This is a genomic window from Paenibacillus solani (assembly GCF_001277345.1).
GTDB lineage: Bacteria > Bacillota > Bacilli > Paenibacillales > Paenibacillaceae > Paenibacillus_AQ > Paenibacillus_AQ solani.
Genome location: NZ_LIUT01000001.1, coordinates 1,743,407 through 1,759,875, shown reverse-complemented (window position 1 = coordinate 1,759,875; position 16,469 = coordinate 1,743,407). Strand labels below are relative to the sequence as shown.

9 protein-coding genes are annotated in these 16,469 nt (G+C 45.3%); 1 reads left to right on the top strand and 8 read right to left on the bottom strand.

The annotated features are described in order from the left end of the window. Positions 1–96: 96 nt before the first annotated feature. The 3 genes from AM231_RS07960 to AM231_RS07950 form a co-directional block, all read right to left on the bottom strand. A complete protein-coding gene (locus AM231_RS07960; RefSeq protein ID WP_054403564.1) occupies positions 97–2,484 on the bottom strand; it encodes a polyprenyl synthetase family protein in 2,388 nt (795 codons plus the stop codon). A gap of 106 nt (positions 2,485–2,590) precedes the next feature. Continuing rightward, the gene (locus tag AM231_RS07955; RefSeq protein WP_341271602.1) at positions 2,591–3,367 is read right to left on the bottom strand and encodes an alpha/beta fold hydrolase; all 777 of its coding nucleotides are present in this window, start codon (positions 3,365–3,367) and stop codon (positions 2,591–2,593) included. Positions 3,368–3,675: 308 nt separating this feature from the next. Beyond that, on the bottom strand, positions 3,676–4,089 hold the full coding sequence (locus AM231_RS07950) for a YugN-like family protein (protein WP_053493643.1): 414 nt from the start codon (positions 4,087–4,089) through the stop codon (positions 3,676–3,678). A 482-nt stretch (positions 4,090–4,571) separates the two neighbouring features. Between AM231_RS07950 and AM231_RS07945 the strand changes: the two genes are divergently transcribed. After that, a complete protein-coding gene (locus AM231_RS07945) occupies positions 4,572–6,362 on the top strand; it encodes a hypothetical protein (protein ID WP_054402152.1) in 1,791 nt (596 codons plus the stop codon). Between the two features lie 131 nt (positions 6,363–6,493). On the opposite strand, the gene AM231_RS07940 is transcribed toward AM231_RS07945, so the two are convergent. The 5 genes from AM231_RS07940 to uvrA all read right to left on the bottom strand — a co-directional run bounded on the left by AM231_RS07940 (position 6,494) and on the right by uvrA (position 16,238). Further along, positions 6,494–6,844, bottom strand: coding sequence for a DUF2512 family protein (locus tag AM231_RS07940; RefSeq protein WP_054402151.1), 351 nt, complete (start codon positions 6,842–6,844; stop codon positions 6,494–6,496). 78 nt (positions 6,845–6,922) lie between these two features. After that, positions 6,923–7,600 carry a protein kinase family protein gene (locus AM231_RS07935; protein WP_053493646.1) on the bottom strand — a complete coding sequence of 226 codons (678 nt, stop codon included), beginning with the start codon at positions 7,598–7,600 and terminating at the stop codon, positions 6,923–6,925. Positions 7,601–7,755: 155 nt separating this feature from the next. Continuing rightward, entirely contained in the window at positions 7,756–11,487 is a 3,732-nt protein-coding gene (locus AM231_RS07930) for a non-ribosomal peptide synthetase (protein WP_054403562.1), read from the bottom strand. Positions 11,488–11,531: 44 nt separating this feature from the next. Then, entirely contained in the window at positions 11,532–13,304 is a 1,773-nt protein-coding gene (locus tag AM231_RS07925) for a methyl-accepting chemotaxis protein (protein ID WP_054402150.1), read from the bottom strand. Between the two features lie 456 nt (positions 13,305–13,760). After that, on the bottom strand, positions 13,761–16,238 hold the full coding sequence (gene uvrA / locus AM231_RS07920; RefSeq protein WP_054402149.1) for an excinuclease ABC subunit UvrA: 2,478 nt from the start codon (positions 16,236–16,238) through the stop codon (positions 13,761–13,763). Positions 16,239–16,469: the final 231 nt, after the last annotated feature.

Here is a 16,469-nt window from a genome sequence, read left to right as displayed (position 1 = left end):
AGATAGTCGTTTGGGACAATACTCATACCAATACAATTACTTGTTTTTAATATTACAGATTAGCCAACGCTTTCTTACGGCGTGCAAGGAGCGAACCTAACGGTCTCGGTTTACCATGTAATTGAGTAAGTGTTCGAGAAATGCCGTGTGACGCGGCAGCTCCCGCAGCGCTTCCATCGCCAGGCAATAATGCTCCCACATCTCCCGGCTGGCACCTTCCTGCCCCAAAATTGTCACGAAGGTCGATGTGTTGTTCTCCGCATCCTGTCCGCCGGGTTTCCCCAGCTGCTCCATATCCCCTTGCACATCCAGCAGGTCATCCTGAATCTGGAAAGCAATGCCCGCATGATAGGCAAACTTCTTCAAGATGGCGATTTCGGTTTCATTCACCTGAGCCAGAATGGCCGGCATCACGAGAGAAGCCTCAAATGCGATACCCGTCTTGTAATAACAGACCGTATTCAGCTCCTCCAAAGACAATAGCTTCCCCTTGGAATTCAAATCCATCGCCTGACCGGCACACATGTCTCCCGCCCGCGAGGACGAATACTGTATCAGTTTCAGAACCGTTTCCGGATCGAATCCTTTGAGTGAAGACTGTTCTTCAATGGCTTTCTGAATCAGGTACAAACCCGTAATTTCTGCCGTGGCACTGTCATGAACCCGGTGCAAGGTAGGCCGCCCTCTTCGGACGGAGGCGTTATCCTGGGTCGGTAAATCATCGAAGATCAAGGATGCGGTATGCATGTATTCCAATGACCTCAGCAGCGGTATAACTGCCGAAGCTTGCAGTCCATATTCCTTCACCGCCATAACCCAGGTTAAGATGGGTCTTAGTCGCTTGCCGTCTCCTTCAAGCGTATAGTTGGCCGCATCGATCAGTGTGGCTTTCATCGGTGGTATGTCATGGGCCTTGTCAATTTGCAAGTTATGATTGATTTCTTCCCGCACGGATTTAAAGGTATCGATAAAATAATCCTTCTCTTTCCGCTCGTTTCTCAGCATGGCAACCATCTGATCCCGCAGCAATTTATCCAAAAAATCCACCTGATCCGCTTTACGGACCATTTGCTGGATAAGTTCATTAAATTCCGGATTCCCGGATGCAAAAATCCTCATAATTTCATTATAATTTTCAGCTCCGACCCGCTGTTTGCAACGCTTTAAGCCATTGATGGCCCGGTCAAGCAACAGCTCTCGCGTCTTGGCGTCCGAGTCGTAGACATTATGGATTAGATGCGAGATCACAGCCCAGTACAATTCATAAGGATTAATGAGATCAGTCCGCTGGTCCCGATATTTCAAATAATAGGTGTAGGGCGTTACTGCTCCATCTCCCATATCCTGAAACATATCGGCAAAATCATCGGCCAGCTGATTGTAAATTCCATAAGCGAAGATTCGCTCCTCGAAGTCTTCGTCCGCTGATGCGCTTATGACAGAACGGACAATCAAGCGGGAGGATGCTGACTTCAGAATGATCGGCATATATAATTCTTCATTTGTGTAATGTGGATTTGCGAGATCCTTGGTCCGATCTACATGCTGGGAATGGAAAAACACGTTGGACTGCTCGAAAAAAGTTTGCTGCGTTTCCGGCCTCTGTCGGCCTTTAATATACTCGAACGCATCCGTGAGTTCCTGATGCACATAATGAACGAGCTCCATGTTTTTTCCGTTCCACTGACCAACTTCCGGCACAGTTCCGGTGAGCAGTGCATGCCGTATCATTTGCGAGTATTGCTCCTTCTCTTGAACGTTCAATACTCCGGAATCAAGAAGATCGTCTATGAAGGGATAGGTTAACCCATAAGAATAGCCCAGCCGGATGGCATCTTCCAGACGAGCCGATCTTTCAGCCGGGGATGCCTCCGCCCCCAGATCCTCAATGACATGCATGACAACACCCACTATGATTTTGATCAGTTTTCGCTGGGCTTGCTCTGCATCCATCTCCTCGGGAATATGATCCGCCACATGCTTCAGCTTGTTAATGACCCAGATGACGGCCGTTTCTATTCCTTCTTTCTGGGCCCACCGATACAATCCGGCCAGACTTATAAAATCCGGCGCCTTGTTTCCCCCATCTTTGCTCACGGAGTGAAGCAGCAGTTTTTTGGTATCCTCCACAACCTGCAGAATTCTTCTTTTTGTATCCGGTGAGTCAAGGGCCATCCCCAGATCTCGCATATATATATAAGAAATGCTTCGGTCCAAGTATTGATCCAACTCGCCAGTATGATGGAGCCATCCGATATATTTATGGTAATCCCGAGTATCCGGTTTTCTTTTTTCAAGCGAAAAAAAAGATCGCCATGCAAAACGACGAATATGCTTGCGTCTCCATAATAGAATGTCTTCTGTCAGGATAGGTATATAACTCTTTTCCTTAACCTGTACATAAAGTGATGCAAAATACTGGGCTGCCTTCTCTTCAGCCCGCCGATATCCCGTATCGGCATGATCTGTATACGCTACATTCATATGATGGAATCCCTCAACTTCTTTAAGTGTTAAACATGAAGCCATGTTTATAACCTTTATACGTAGAAGTTTCACTCGGGTTACAATTTAGTTACAACCGTCGGTACTACTCTAAATTCTGAATCCAAAGGTCCATCGCCTCAATCACTTCGTTCAACTGCTCAGCCTCTGTAATGGAAGCCTGGTGGTCTCCTTTTTGAAAACCGTAGGAACCGAATTGCCCATGATTACCTCCTGTAATATCCACATAGGTGGTAGCTTTCGGCATATTCTCTTTTGCCGCTTCCCATTTCGTCCGATCCAGAACGCCATCCTGCGTACCGCTCAACTGCAGTGCGGACATGTTTAGCCCATTTAGATCGCCCCCATCATCAGCGTAGGAAGCCATGAAATATACACCATCAATGCGCTCCGCGTGTTCAGAAGCATATCTCGCAGCAAAAACACCTCCCAAGGAATGGCCGCCAATAACATATCGATTGTCCGGATGCTCCGATATAAAGGCATCTGCCTTATTCTGACCGAATACAGCGAGATTCAAGGGCATGGAAGCAATATATACGCGGTGCCCCTTCTCCGCCATTCTTTTGGCAAAAGGCGCATAACTCTCCGGTTCCACCAAGCCGCCTGGATAAAAAATAATGTTCGGCTCGATCGCCCCTCCATCCGCAGGTTCGAAACGATATCCGTTCTTAAGCTGTGTGATCGTTATCTTCTCCGTATTACTTTGGAATACGGCCTTTGCTTCACTAAGCGGTTTGTACGTAAGTGAGTCCAGTAGGAAATAAGCTGCTATGATAACAACGGCCAAAATTGATAGAGTCCATAGGAGTATCCTGTTCCACTTCTTGCCCTTTGGCTTGTTAACTTGCTTCATATTCATCACAATCCCTTCAAGTATGTCGATAAAATTAATTATACCGCAGGGTTAATTAAATTTCTATGTGACCGGCAGTATGATGAACGTCACCTTCTGCTTATCTGAGACTTGTTCCAGATGAAATAGCTGCTCCTCGTATTCCTTCTACGAAATCTCTTAAAGTTTTCTCAAAGTATTTACTCAAGGCGTTCACCCATAAATAACATAAGCCCCGATTGTCGCGATCAGCATAACCAAAAAAGCCGTACATTATCTGCACGGCTTTAAAAGCAAACTGGGAAATGATCAACCTAAGAACCAGATACTGAAATTCATTGCAAATAGCCAGTCTCCACCTCAACCAGAACTTTTTTCGCTTCCTCAACCCACATCTCATCCAAAGAAGCATCCGGATCGATGGGAGACTGGAATTGATCAAATACTGCTCCGAGAAGATGAGGGGCCGCATGCTTATCGGTTCCCTTATTGTAGATATGTCTGAATACAAAAGGCCGACCTAGCCTGACCATGGCTTGGCATCCTCCACATTCGCCGTCCAGGCTGCCTTGGGTAACTCGAAAAGGAATCCGCAACCACACCATCCGCTCCTGATCCAACCGCTTATCCAGGTACCCATGCTTGTAATCCCAGTTTCCCGCTAAAGAAAAATTATGCTTACACAGGTAGGTATCGATGTTCACGAAACGATCTTCAATATTCTCCAGACTCGATTCCAAATTAATCATGTTAGCTCCACCTTACGTTTTAGTTCTAGGATAGACGTCAATTCAGAGCTTTATACGGTTTATCCAGCACGAACCCAGGTTATGGTCATAAATATATCCAAACCTCCACGCCCACGAATTTAAGGTGTGTTCACTATGATGGTTGAAATTACCGGTCTGAAAAATGTAATTTCCCCTATTGGCCCTGAAACGCTAATCCCATTTTTAAATAGGGAAACTGGGTCATATGTGTATGGGAATCGCTTCTTTATTCCTGAGTATTTCGCCTTATTTTGTACTAATTATTATAAATTATATGATTTATCCAATAATTTGAAATTATTGAGTAGTTCCTTCTATACCGATCAACTGTTCGGTTCAGCGATTACAGTCTGTCCTCTAAGAATATGGCCTCATCATTTTTCGAAACATCAATGCTATAATAACCCCGTTTACGATATAGAGAATCTATGGAGTTCTCACAGAGAAATGGAGGGAAAACATTGAAGGCAAAGGGTTACCGGAAGCTTGCCGGCCTCTTGGTGGTCATGATACTGGCAGGGCTGCACACCCCAGTCTACGGCGAGAATGCAGTAAAGAAGGCAACCTGGATATGGCAGACCAATCTGATTCAAGATGGCGGCGAAGAACTGCTTGGTTTCTCGCGTGAAGAAGGAATTAACCTGATTTACTTGCAGATCGATCGTCAGATGTCATCAGACACATACGAAGCATTTATACGGCGTGCGCATGAAGATCAAATCGCAGTTCATGCCTTGGGAGGTGATCCCGGATGGGCTCTCACCGAACATGCCGATGATATGCTCGATCTCGCTGATTGGGTGAACGATTATAATGGCAAGGTTGCGGCTGATGCAAGATTTGACGGAATTCATTTGGATATCGAACCCTATGTACTGAACCAATGGGAGACGGATCATCAGAAGATCATTGCCAGCTGGGAGCAGAATCTGAACATGTTCCTAAGCCGGGTTTCCGGCAGCGGACTAGAACTTGGGATTGATATCCCTTTCTGGTTTGATTCGTATACCTTGGCGAATGGACAGAGCCTCGATGAGTGGCTGATCAGAACTTTTGACCATGTCACCATAATGGCTTATCGGAATGAGGTGGAGTCCGAGCATGGCATCCTTAATCTGACGCGTCATGAGCTGGAGCTTGCCGACCGGCTTGGAAAGCATGTAATGATTGGTGTGAATACCAAAGAAATGCCGGGTGAATCTCACACCAGCTTTTATGGGCAAAGCAAGGAACAGATGAATCGGAAATTGGATCATCTGGCTAGCGTACTCGGTTCCTATGCATCTTTTGCCGGGGTTGCCATTCACGACATTCGCAATTGGCAGAGCATGACAAATGATGAAGTGGCACCGCCTGACGGCAACGAACCAACTTCCCCATCCCCCGCCCCTGAACCGGAACCTGATCCGAGAGAAAACGGGCGTGTGCCCGATGCGGATCCCGTAAATCGTGATCCCATCGTAAGAGGAACCTATATATGGGAAGCGTCTGAAGTGATTCATAACAGCCAGGAAATTCTTGCGTTTGCCAAAGAAAAAAAGCTGAACTGGCTATATGTACGGCTGGACCTGGAGCAGCCATATACTTCGTTCTCATCGTTTGTTAAACAAGCGGCTGAAGCAGGAATCGAGGTTCATGCTATGGGCGGTCATCCGATCTGGGCGCTAGAAGAGAATCGGCCAAGAATGATGCGGCTAATCCAATACGTGAAGGACTATAATCGAGCTGTGGAAGGCCAAGCCCGTTTTCACGGCATACACCTGGATATTGAGCCTTATGTGCTGCCAGCTTGGCACGAAAATACACAGCAGGTTATTACGGAATGGACTTCGAATCTGGATGCATTCGTTACTGAATTGAAGAAGGATTCCAACCTGGAAGCCAGCATGGACATGGCCGTTTGGCTGGATAAATACAACATACCCGGTGAAGAGATGTCTCTTAGCAAGTGGATGATTCAACGAATGGACCATGTTTCTCTTATGGCCTTCCGGGATGTTGCGGCAGGTTCGAACGGGATTGTCGGAGTGTCCAAAGAAGAGATTGCATTTGCAGATGAGCTTGGCAAGCCGATCCAGCTATCGGTAGAGATCAAAGCCAGCCACGAAGGCGACCATATCACCTTCTATGAAGAAGGAGCTGCCTACATGGAGCAAGAACTCGCCAAGCTGCCTGATTTATTGAAAGATTCACCTTCATATGCAGGTAATCTGGTACATGCGTATACTTATTGGAAGAACGCGAAGCCTTAACTGTTGATAGAAAACTTAGCCCCATTGCTTCAATATAGCAATGGGGCTAAGTTTATTGTTCCTTCAAGGCTTCCATCACGATATGGCAGCCTTGTTTTATATGTCTCAGTGTAAATTTCTGTATATGATTTCTACGAAACTCGTTGATTTTTTTTAAACAAATTTTCGCCTCTGAGCCACATATGAAACAAATACTCAAAGCATCCGGCGAATATGGCTAACAGGAGTATTTCAGGGAAATCTACGGTCCAATTTGTAACCTCTCTAATGACCCATAACATGACAAATACCAAACCGGCATCCGCTATCGTTGCGAACATATTGCTGGTACGAGGCAAAATAAACAAATCCCCCACCAGATAAGCAACGATACCAATTCCTAATGCCGTCAATAATGCCCCTGTGAAGGGAGTATTGGAAAGTGATACGAGCAGGGAAGTGATCAAGACTCCATGCACCAACAATTTTACAAGCAGTTTCATTCGTCACACACTCCTTTTGTGTTATGATAACCTGCTTGCCCTGTTCTTAGTACTGCACAAGAGAAAAGCATTCCGTGCCTATTTTCTGAAAAACAGCTTGCTGATCCGATCTGCAAATTCCTGCATATTCACGCTCGACGGGTCAAGACGGTAATATCCGTTCTTCACAGCCTCCAATACCCAAAGCGGCAGCTTCTTGCCTTCAAGCAGCGGGTATACGTTATCGTAAGCCCACACGAGATGCTCCCATCGCTTGTCGTTTCCGTCCTGAACATACTCTGAGACATCGAGCACCTTCCCTCTGCCTTCCTGCAATAGAACATTCTTCAAATGAATGTCCCTTGGATTTAATCCCTTGCTCCGCACATAAGAGCGTGCTGCTTCGACATCGTCGATGACTTGCCTAGGAACGGGCACACCATAGAGCAGACAATCGTAAAGGGTTAATCCCGATTCGTGGCTGATCGCCACATAACGTTCGCCAGCTCCATAAAATTCAGGAAAATAAGGGCTGCCCATCAGTTCATGATAGACCTTAACTTCCGCTTCCTTTTTGGGAAGCGCCTCCTCCGCATATAGCTTATACGCATAGGCCGGCATAGATTCATAGACGAATACGGCAGCATCCGTACCGATTCCGATGCAACGCAGTTGATCTGATTCACCCTCAATCGTTACGGGGTCGTTGACACCATTCTTAATAACCTTCATATTAGCCAGCGCTGTTTCCGCCTGCTTCCATCGTTCCTTGTTCATGGGCCACCTCATTTGGTGTTACTGACTAAAATTTCAGCATGATCGTACCATAATTGTGTCAATAAAAACATCTCTTTCTTCTTACCGTAACACATGACAACAATACAAAAAACCGCGAAAACGATTCGCGGTTTCATGCTTGTACATATCTGCTCTTATTCAGGCTTAACGAAATACCCGATACTTACGGCATATTCGATCATTTTTTCAAAAAATGGCTTATCCGGTATAGCACATGCCACCCCTGTATTCTGCAGGAATGCCGATGTTTGTGGACAAGTATACCGATAAATGGAATTCTTAGCGCCGTCACCTTCAAATTGCGCCATTGCCAGCTCCAGGCCTTCCTTGTTCTTCGGCTGCTGCGGATCCAATAACCAAGCCTCGTATTCCTTCCAATCCATCAATGATATGTCATATCCTTGGGCTTTAAACTGCCCCACCATGTCTTCATAGGAAATGGCGGCCGGGTTGCATATATGGAACACCCGACCTACCGTTTCATCCTGAAGCAGCAATGCTGTAATTGCTTCTCCGGCATAGTTAATCGGCGTAATATCCACTTCCCATTTTACATCAGGCGCAGTCTTCAAGAGCAGCATCGCTTTTAACATTCGGTAAAAGGCGTTATTGTCTATGTTGCGTTGGAATACACCGTTCTTCGAGTTACATGACAAATTCCCCACGCGGTAAACTGATGTTGGAATACCTTTCTCTGTACCGGCTTTAATGACAAGCTTCTCCGCCTCCAGCTTGCTGTTCGTATACACATTCTCGATGGACGATCCTTCATATCCTGTGCCAGCAACGATTGAATCCCATTGACCACCCAATGCCAAATCTTCAGGGATACCAAGCGTAGATATGAAGTGGAACCGAATATGCGGTCTGGTCTGGGCCAAGGCCAACAAGCGGTCCGTACTCACTACATTAACTCTGGCAAAATAGTCGGAATCTCCGAAGTGCTTCACTTCTGCTCCGCAATGAATGATAGAGTCGATACGCTCTTCAAGCATTGTACGTTCCTCTACTCCTAGCCCCAGATGCTCCTGCTCCAAATCACCCTGTATGGCAAACACTCGCTTATCCATCAACGATGTAACATCTTCTCCAAAATAACCAATCATGATTTGCTCCAGCCGAGTATACGGCTGCATATGCTGCGATGGTCGAATCAGACAATATACGGAGGCAGTTGATTGCTGCAGCAATTCATACAGCAGATGCGATCCCAGGTATCCCGTTGCTCCGGTCAGTAAAACATGCTGCTGAGTGAAGCGCGGTTGTCCAGAAATTTCGCGTACAGGAAAAGAGATCGGATACTCAGCCAAGTCTTGTATCGGAAGATCCTTATCCTCTATATGATCCGCATGAGTTCCTTGTTCTCCCAATTCCTCTACTCTCTCCGCTAACTTCGCAATGGTCGGATATACGAAGAAATCATTGATCTTGAGCTGTGGATAACGTGGCTTAAGGAGCACCAGTATCTCTAGGATTTTCAAAGAATAACCGCCTATTTCAAAGAAATCATCGTGAATTCCGATTTTAGATAGTCCTAATGATTGTTCCCATGCAGTGCTCACGTCCATCTGGATATCGTTAACAGGTGCTACATAATGGGTATCGTCTTCTTCCATTTCCAACGATAACTCGTATAATGCAAGCTTTTTACGGTCAATCTTACCTGTAGGTGATAATGGCATCTCTTCGATGAAACATATATATTTAGGAACCATATAGCTTGGCACCTTTTGACTCAAGAACTGCGCAAGTTCCTTAGCGGAAGCAGCTTGCCCGTTATTCGTAGTGTAGAAAGCTGCCAGTATTTTAGTTCCGTTTTCGTCCGTTCTCGGAATAACCGCAATATCCTTAACATCATTATGCTTCGCGAGATTATCTTCAATTTCTCCAATCTCGATCCGGAATCCCCGTATCTTCACCTGCGAATCTTTTCTACCTCGGTATTCCACTTGCCCATTCGGCAGGAGGCGGACCAAATCTCCGGAACGATAAAACTGCTTTCCCGATTCAGGTGTGACAGGATCCTGGATAAAGGCTTCCTTCGTTTTTTCCGGCTGATTCAGATACCCTTTGGCTACGCCAACCGAGCAGATCAGCAGCTCCCCAGTAACACAAGTTGGGCATAATTCATTATGCTCATTCACGATATACAGTTCATAATTATCAAATGGTGTCCCAATATACACCGTGGCCAGATCATCCGGCACCTCATAATCCACAACATGCCCTGTGGCGACCACCGTAGTTTCAGTAGGTCCATATAGATTTACAATAGGAAACTTCAGTTTCTTCTGGAACATACGAACGGTTTCTCCTGCCAATGCTTCCCCGCCAACTACGATCGTCTTGATATCGCGATATTTGTAGGTATCTTCTACCGGCAAATGCGCAGCCAACTGATTGAAGAATACGGTAGGCAATATCGCAATACGTGTAGCATTGGTTTCTACCACCGCTTGTGTAAAAGCGTCAATGGAGAAACGCTGATCATCCGTTAGAAGGTGCAGCCTAGAGCCGCATGCTAGCGATCCGAATATGTCGTAAACCGAAGCATCAAAGCTGAACGTTGAATATTGGAGAATAATATCCTGCTCACTCATCTCTAATTTCTTCTGATTGGCCAGTGCCAAATTCACGACCCCTTGATGGGCGATCAATGCACCTTTCGGTTTTCCCGTAGATCCGGAAGTGTAGATAATGTAAGCCAAATCTTCAGCTTCAACGCAAACACCGCAGTCATCGGTCGGATAGGAATGAATCTGGTCATCATTAAGACAGAAATATTCAGGCTTCGTATCAAAACCAGCCAATAATCCATCCAGCTTCGCTGTGTAACTCGGATGTGTAAGAATGATAGCCGATTTCGTATCCTCAATAATATAAGCATTTCTGTCATCCGGATGTGAGGGATCCATCGGGATGTAGGCACCGCCGGCTTTGAGAACACCGAGCATACTAATAATCGTATCCAGTCCTCGATCCATAAATATCGACACAAACTGGCCTTTACGAAGTCCTTGGGCTAGTAGCATATGTGAAATTTGGTTTGACAAACCGTCAAGCTGTTTATATGTGATTTGCTTCTGATCAGATGAGAGTGCAATTCTGTTCGGGAAGCGCGCCACAACCGAGCCGAACATCGCTACAATCGTTGGATCTTGCGGAAGTTCTTGCTTCGTATCATTGAGAATAGCGTAGGCATCCAGATCCTTATCTGTCATCATCGATAATCGGCCAATTGGGATGTCCATATGTTCAAGAGCATCCACTGCAAGCTGCTCAAAATGCCTGCTGAATTTCTCAATCGTCCCTTCATTGTACAGGGATCGATCATAAGAGACATGGAGAGTCCAGTGGTCTCTCTTCTCTTCTTGAACCATCCAGTTTAACCAGCTGGCATTATATGCATAACCGTTCCCATTAAGTCCATAGATCGTCTGCAGGGTAATGGTTTGACCAAGTATTTCTTCCATATCTGCAAGAGAAAGACGACTTGCCTCGATCTGCTCCAGTTTGGCTGAAATCTGCTTATAAAGCTGAATGAATGAATCGTTCCCGTTTATGTTAACTCTTAGCGGAAGCAAGTTCCCCTTCTCATTATTCACTCCAATCAGCAAATCGGCATCATGAGTCATTCGGTATAGTAATACCATATAGTTTGTCAGCATCCATGCTTTGATGTTATATGAATCGCGGAACCGTTCAACCTTGTCGGTAGCGATATGAAGGTTTATCACCATATGATCTAGTTCTTGATGCTGAAGATGCGCTGGACCATCGGTGTACAGATAGAATCCCGGTAAAGGTTGCTGCAGCTCATTCAACCAATATTCTTTGCCTTGTTCGATAATCAATGTTGTATTCAAAGTTTCAGCTCCATCTTTTATCTCTACTTTTTCTTCTTTCAGCATTACACTCGCAATTTATTCACAAGGGTTTCCAGTTCAGCAGAAACCTGACTGATCTGCTCTGCAGATTCAAAGATTTTAACGAAGGAAGCCTGCTGTTCTTGGGCACTGATTCGGATTTCACCCGACACAGTGGAGTTCCGCTCTGCCAGCTCGGCCAGTTGTTTAATTGCAGCAGTAATTTGCTCAGTCTCGGCAACCATCTGCTGTGTTGCTGCAGAGACCTCTTGGATTTGACTGGTCACCGTATCGGTAGCCGACAGCATCCCTTTAAACAGCTCACCAGTTTCTTTTACAACCTCAATTCCCTTGGCAACATTGTGTTCTCCTTCACTAATGGCTTCAACTGCAAGCGCCGTTTCATCCTGTATATAACGAACTAATTCAATAATCTGGTCAGCGGAATGCCTGGATTCCTCCGATAGCTTCTTCACTTCGCTGGCTACGACTGCAAAGCCGCGCCCCTCTTCACCTGCTCTTGCCGCTTCGATGCCCGCGTTAAGTGATAACAGATTTGTCTGGGTGGCAATGTCAGTAATAACCTGTACGATCTGACCAATCTCATGTGATCGATTCTGCAGCTTCTCGATAATATCCACCGAGTTTTTGACGGAATGATCAATCGAATGCATCTGCTGGATAACCTGCTCTACATTTTGGTTCCCTCGTTCTGATTGTTCCTTCATCTGTATGGATATTTCGGATAGATCCGATGTATTGCCTGCAATCGTCGATACCCCCGAGGAGATCTCCTCAAGTGAAACAACACTTTCGGTAATCGATGTACTCTGTAAGGCGACTCGATCCGACATTTCTTCCATATTCGTAGCAATCGCTGAAGATTTGTTATTATTGACTTCCACAGCAGAGAAGAGAAATTTGGACTGTTCAGCGGATTGTTCTGATACCGATTTGATCGTTGTGACAAGCTCATTGATATGATGGACTGTTGTGTTAAATTTGGCATTGACTTGTCCAAGCTCATCTTCTCCAGCTTTTAATTGAACCGTGAAGTCACCTTTGCTGAGTTTATCCAGAGCTCCCATTAAAGCTTTGATCGGTGCGAATGTCCGTCTTATCGTGAAGTATTGAAGTAATAAGACGATGACCAGAGTAATCAATAGCGCAACGACTGTTTGTTTAATTAACTCTTGTTTACCGGTAGCGATCAAACTTGCGTCGACATCGATACCCATATAAGCAAAAATATCGCCCTTTGCATCCAAGAATGGATGCAGCACTGTGATCCAGGTACCATAATTGTCTTTATAAGCTTTGGTAAACACTAATTTTTTCGATTCCAGCATCTCACGGACGGCATCTGCATGAATCTTTGGCTGTTCATATAGATCGCCCAGATTCAGATTTTCTTCGGCAAACATGTCAAGTACTGCCGTAGGCATGGCGACAATCGTTGTCTTGTTGCCATCTACAAGCTCCGGTCCAAAAATATATCCTTGAGCGATATTAGGATAATGCACGGATAATTCATCAAATACGTTGGTCAATTTTTTCTGGATATCGGCTTCCCGGTCAGTGGTCCTTTTTACCTCTTCTGCGTCTTTGACCGATACGGATTTAACCAAGGTCTCCATAATACTTCCCGAATCAGACTGCAGCTGTTTTGTCAGCACGCTGTCCTGGATATAGAAGCTTGAGCCAATCACAATAGCGCCCGTGATGAAGATATAAAGACTCGTCCACATCATATTTCTTGTAACAATACTAAGGTTTCTAAAGGGCATTCTCTTTGAGAACGCTTTTGAGTTGCTCACTTGGTTTCTCTCCTTTATATATCTATTATGTACTCACCAAATACGGGTACCTCCATTATCAAATGTATCGCATCACCCACTTTCCTGAACATCACATATATTTCTGATTCTTTTCATAAATTTATTACATTTTTCAGCAATGTTCATATGTAAAGAATCACGTAAATCCTGCCGTGTTATTTATTGTTCACGCGAACGTTCTGTTATGCGAAATTCAGTCTAAATGAATCATATTTATATAGAAAGGACATCTTTTGTACTATTAATAGATCGGCTATTATGCATCATTTTTTAATGCTTTAGTAATTTTCATATGCAATCAAGGTCCTATTTTACGACAAATATTTGAATTTTTTTGTTCCCCTATTCTAAAATGCTTCCTTTTGTGTACAGTTTTTCTGCAAGCAAAAAAACCGCGATTTTCGCGGTTTCCTTCCATATAGACCTGTCACGGTTTTACAGAAACATGCCTGTGTAAGAGGTCGGCACTTTTGCTATCTGCTCCGGAGTCCCCTCGGCAACTAATCTGCCACCAGCTGCGCCACCATCCGGTCCAATATCGATAACCCAGTCGGATTCCCTTATTAGCTCCAGACTATGCTCAACGACAACAACCGTATTTCCTGTCTCCACTAATTTATCAAGCAGGTTATGAAGCTGCTTGATATCTGATGGATGAAGTCCTGTTGTTGGCTCATCCAGCAAGTATAGCGTATGGTTCTTCGATGGTTTACTTAATTCTTTAGCCAGCCTGATACGCTGTCCTTCTCCGCCAGACAAGGTTTTGACCGACTGTCCCCATTTCAGATAACCCAATCCGACCTCGCACATCATCTCGATGATAGCTGCAACTTTTTTTTCTGACTCAAAGATGGTGAGACTTTCCTGCACCGACAAGTTCAGCAAATCTGAAATAGACAAACCTTTATACTGAACCTGCAAAACATCTTCGTTAAACCTTCTTCCCTTACAGTCCGGACATCTCACTTCCAGATCAGGCATGAAGTTCATATCAAGTGAGAGCGTTCCTAGCCCCTGGCAAGTCTCGCAGCGTCCTCCCGATGTGTTAAAAGAAAAATGCTTGGACGTTAATTTTCTTTCCTTGGCTTCCGGAAAGCTGGCGAACATCTGCCGCCAGTAAGTAAATACATCTGTATAGGTCGCAACATTAGAACGCTGCATTCGGCCTATCGGTGTTTGATCAAAAATAACGATATTACCCACTTGATCCAAGCCGGTTATTTCCTTACATCCTGTCGGTATAACCCCTTTAGTGCTTTCTTGAGCAAGAATATCGAATACTAATGTTGATTTGCCAGAACCCGAAACCCCCGTTACGGAAACCAGTTTGCCAAGTGGAAAAGAAACAACAGGAATATCAATATTCCGAAACTTCGCTTCTCGAATCGTAATATGCTGACTATTCCCCTTCCGTCGAATACGGCTGGAAACAGCCATTCCCTCTTCCCTTAAATAAGCACCGGTTATCGAATGCTCGCTTGTCATCAAGTCGTTCAGGCTTCCTTCACCTACTACAGCTCCTCCATATATTCCAGCACCAGGACCGATATCAATCACATGATCAGCAGCACGCATCATTTCAACATCATGCTCGATCACGAGCACTGTGTTTCCAAGATCGCGAAGTTCCTGAAGTACACGGATAAGTCCAAGGGTATCCCGCGGATGCAGTCCTGTCGTTGGCTCGTCCAGAATATACAGCACCCCGGTCAGACCTGATCCGAGCAGCGATGCAAGACGAAGCCTCTGTGCTTCTCCACCGGAGAGTGGCACGGTCTGCCGGTTCATCGAGAGATAGCCGAGCCCTACATTCATGATCCGTTTTAGTCGGACAGGCATATCATCCAATATGGGCTCCAACAGATGCAGACCATCGGATGGGATTGAATCCTGCAGCCCGTTCATCCACTCGAACATTTGGCTCAGGGACCATTCCGCGACCTCTGAAATCGATGAGCCATTTACCCGAACTTGTGCAACCTCCTTCTTCAAGCGTGTACCCAGGCATTCCGGACAAAGCTGCTCACGGAAAAAGCCACCATCTTTCTCCTGATTACCGGCCTCCTCTTTCTCCTTGTAACGCCGCCACAAACCCGGGATGATACCTTCAAATTTAGTGCCTTGAACAGCTTTCATATGCGGATAATGTCGCTTAAATGCCTCACTCTCTACACCGTGGTACAGCAGATCACGCTGAACATCATTGTAGTCTTTCAATGGAAGGTCCGGGTCAAAACCAAATCCAAAGTGGTTGCCAGCAGCTACTAGAATACGAATTTGAATATCTCGGTGGACTCCATTCAGAGAAGAAACTCCTCCCTCTCGAATGCTGAGCTCTTGATTAAAAACCGCATCTTCATCGATGCTGACTGCATGACCAAGCCCGCTGCAAGTTTGGCAGGCTCCTTCCGGCTTGTTAAATGAAAAGTGTGACATACCCAGCTTCTCAAGCTCAGTTCCACAATGTGGACAGTCCGTGGTTTGATACTCTACCGGTTCGTCTTCCTCCACAAGCTTACTTGTCGGCTCAAAAGAAGGAGCAATCCTGGCCTTGCAATATGGGCAAGTCCGTTCGCCCAATCTGGAAAAGATAAAACGCACATAAGTATATAAATCGGTTACGGTTCCTACCGTTGAACGCGGATTACGGTTGGTGACATGCTGTCCGACGCTGATGGAAGGAGACAATCCCTCGATAGTATCAACCTTCGGCTTACTGATCGAGTCCGATGCCATTCCCATGGATTCCATGTACTGTCTCTGACATTCCCGCTGGAGTGTGTCCATCGCCAACGTTGATTTACCTGAACCTGATGGACCCGTCAGAACGACCAACTTGTACTTGGGAATCGAAAGCGAGATATTCTTTAAATTATTCTCCCGAGCACCTTTAATAATAATGGTATCTTTCACAGGAAAGCCCTCCAATTACAAATGAATGTATCTGCAAGAATATGAATGTTGTTCAGAAGTCTGCGGGGCGCTGAGAAATAAGTGTTTATCCTCTTTGCAAATCTGCAGAGATTCCGATAGAATGTATTCGACCTATTAACACGATCATCAAATATCTCGTTCGTTAAATATCTTTACCATCAAGATATTTACATCTTAAAAGGAGGTCAGTCTTTTGTCAAGCAATCGACA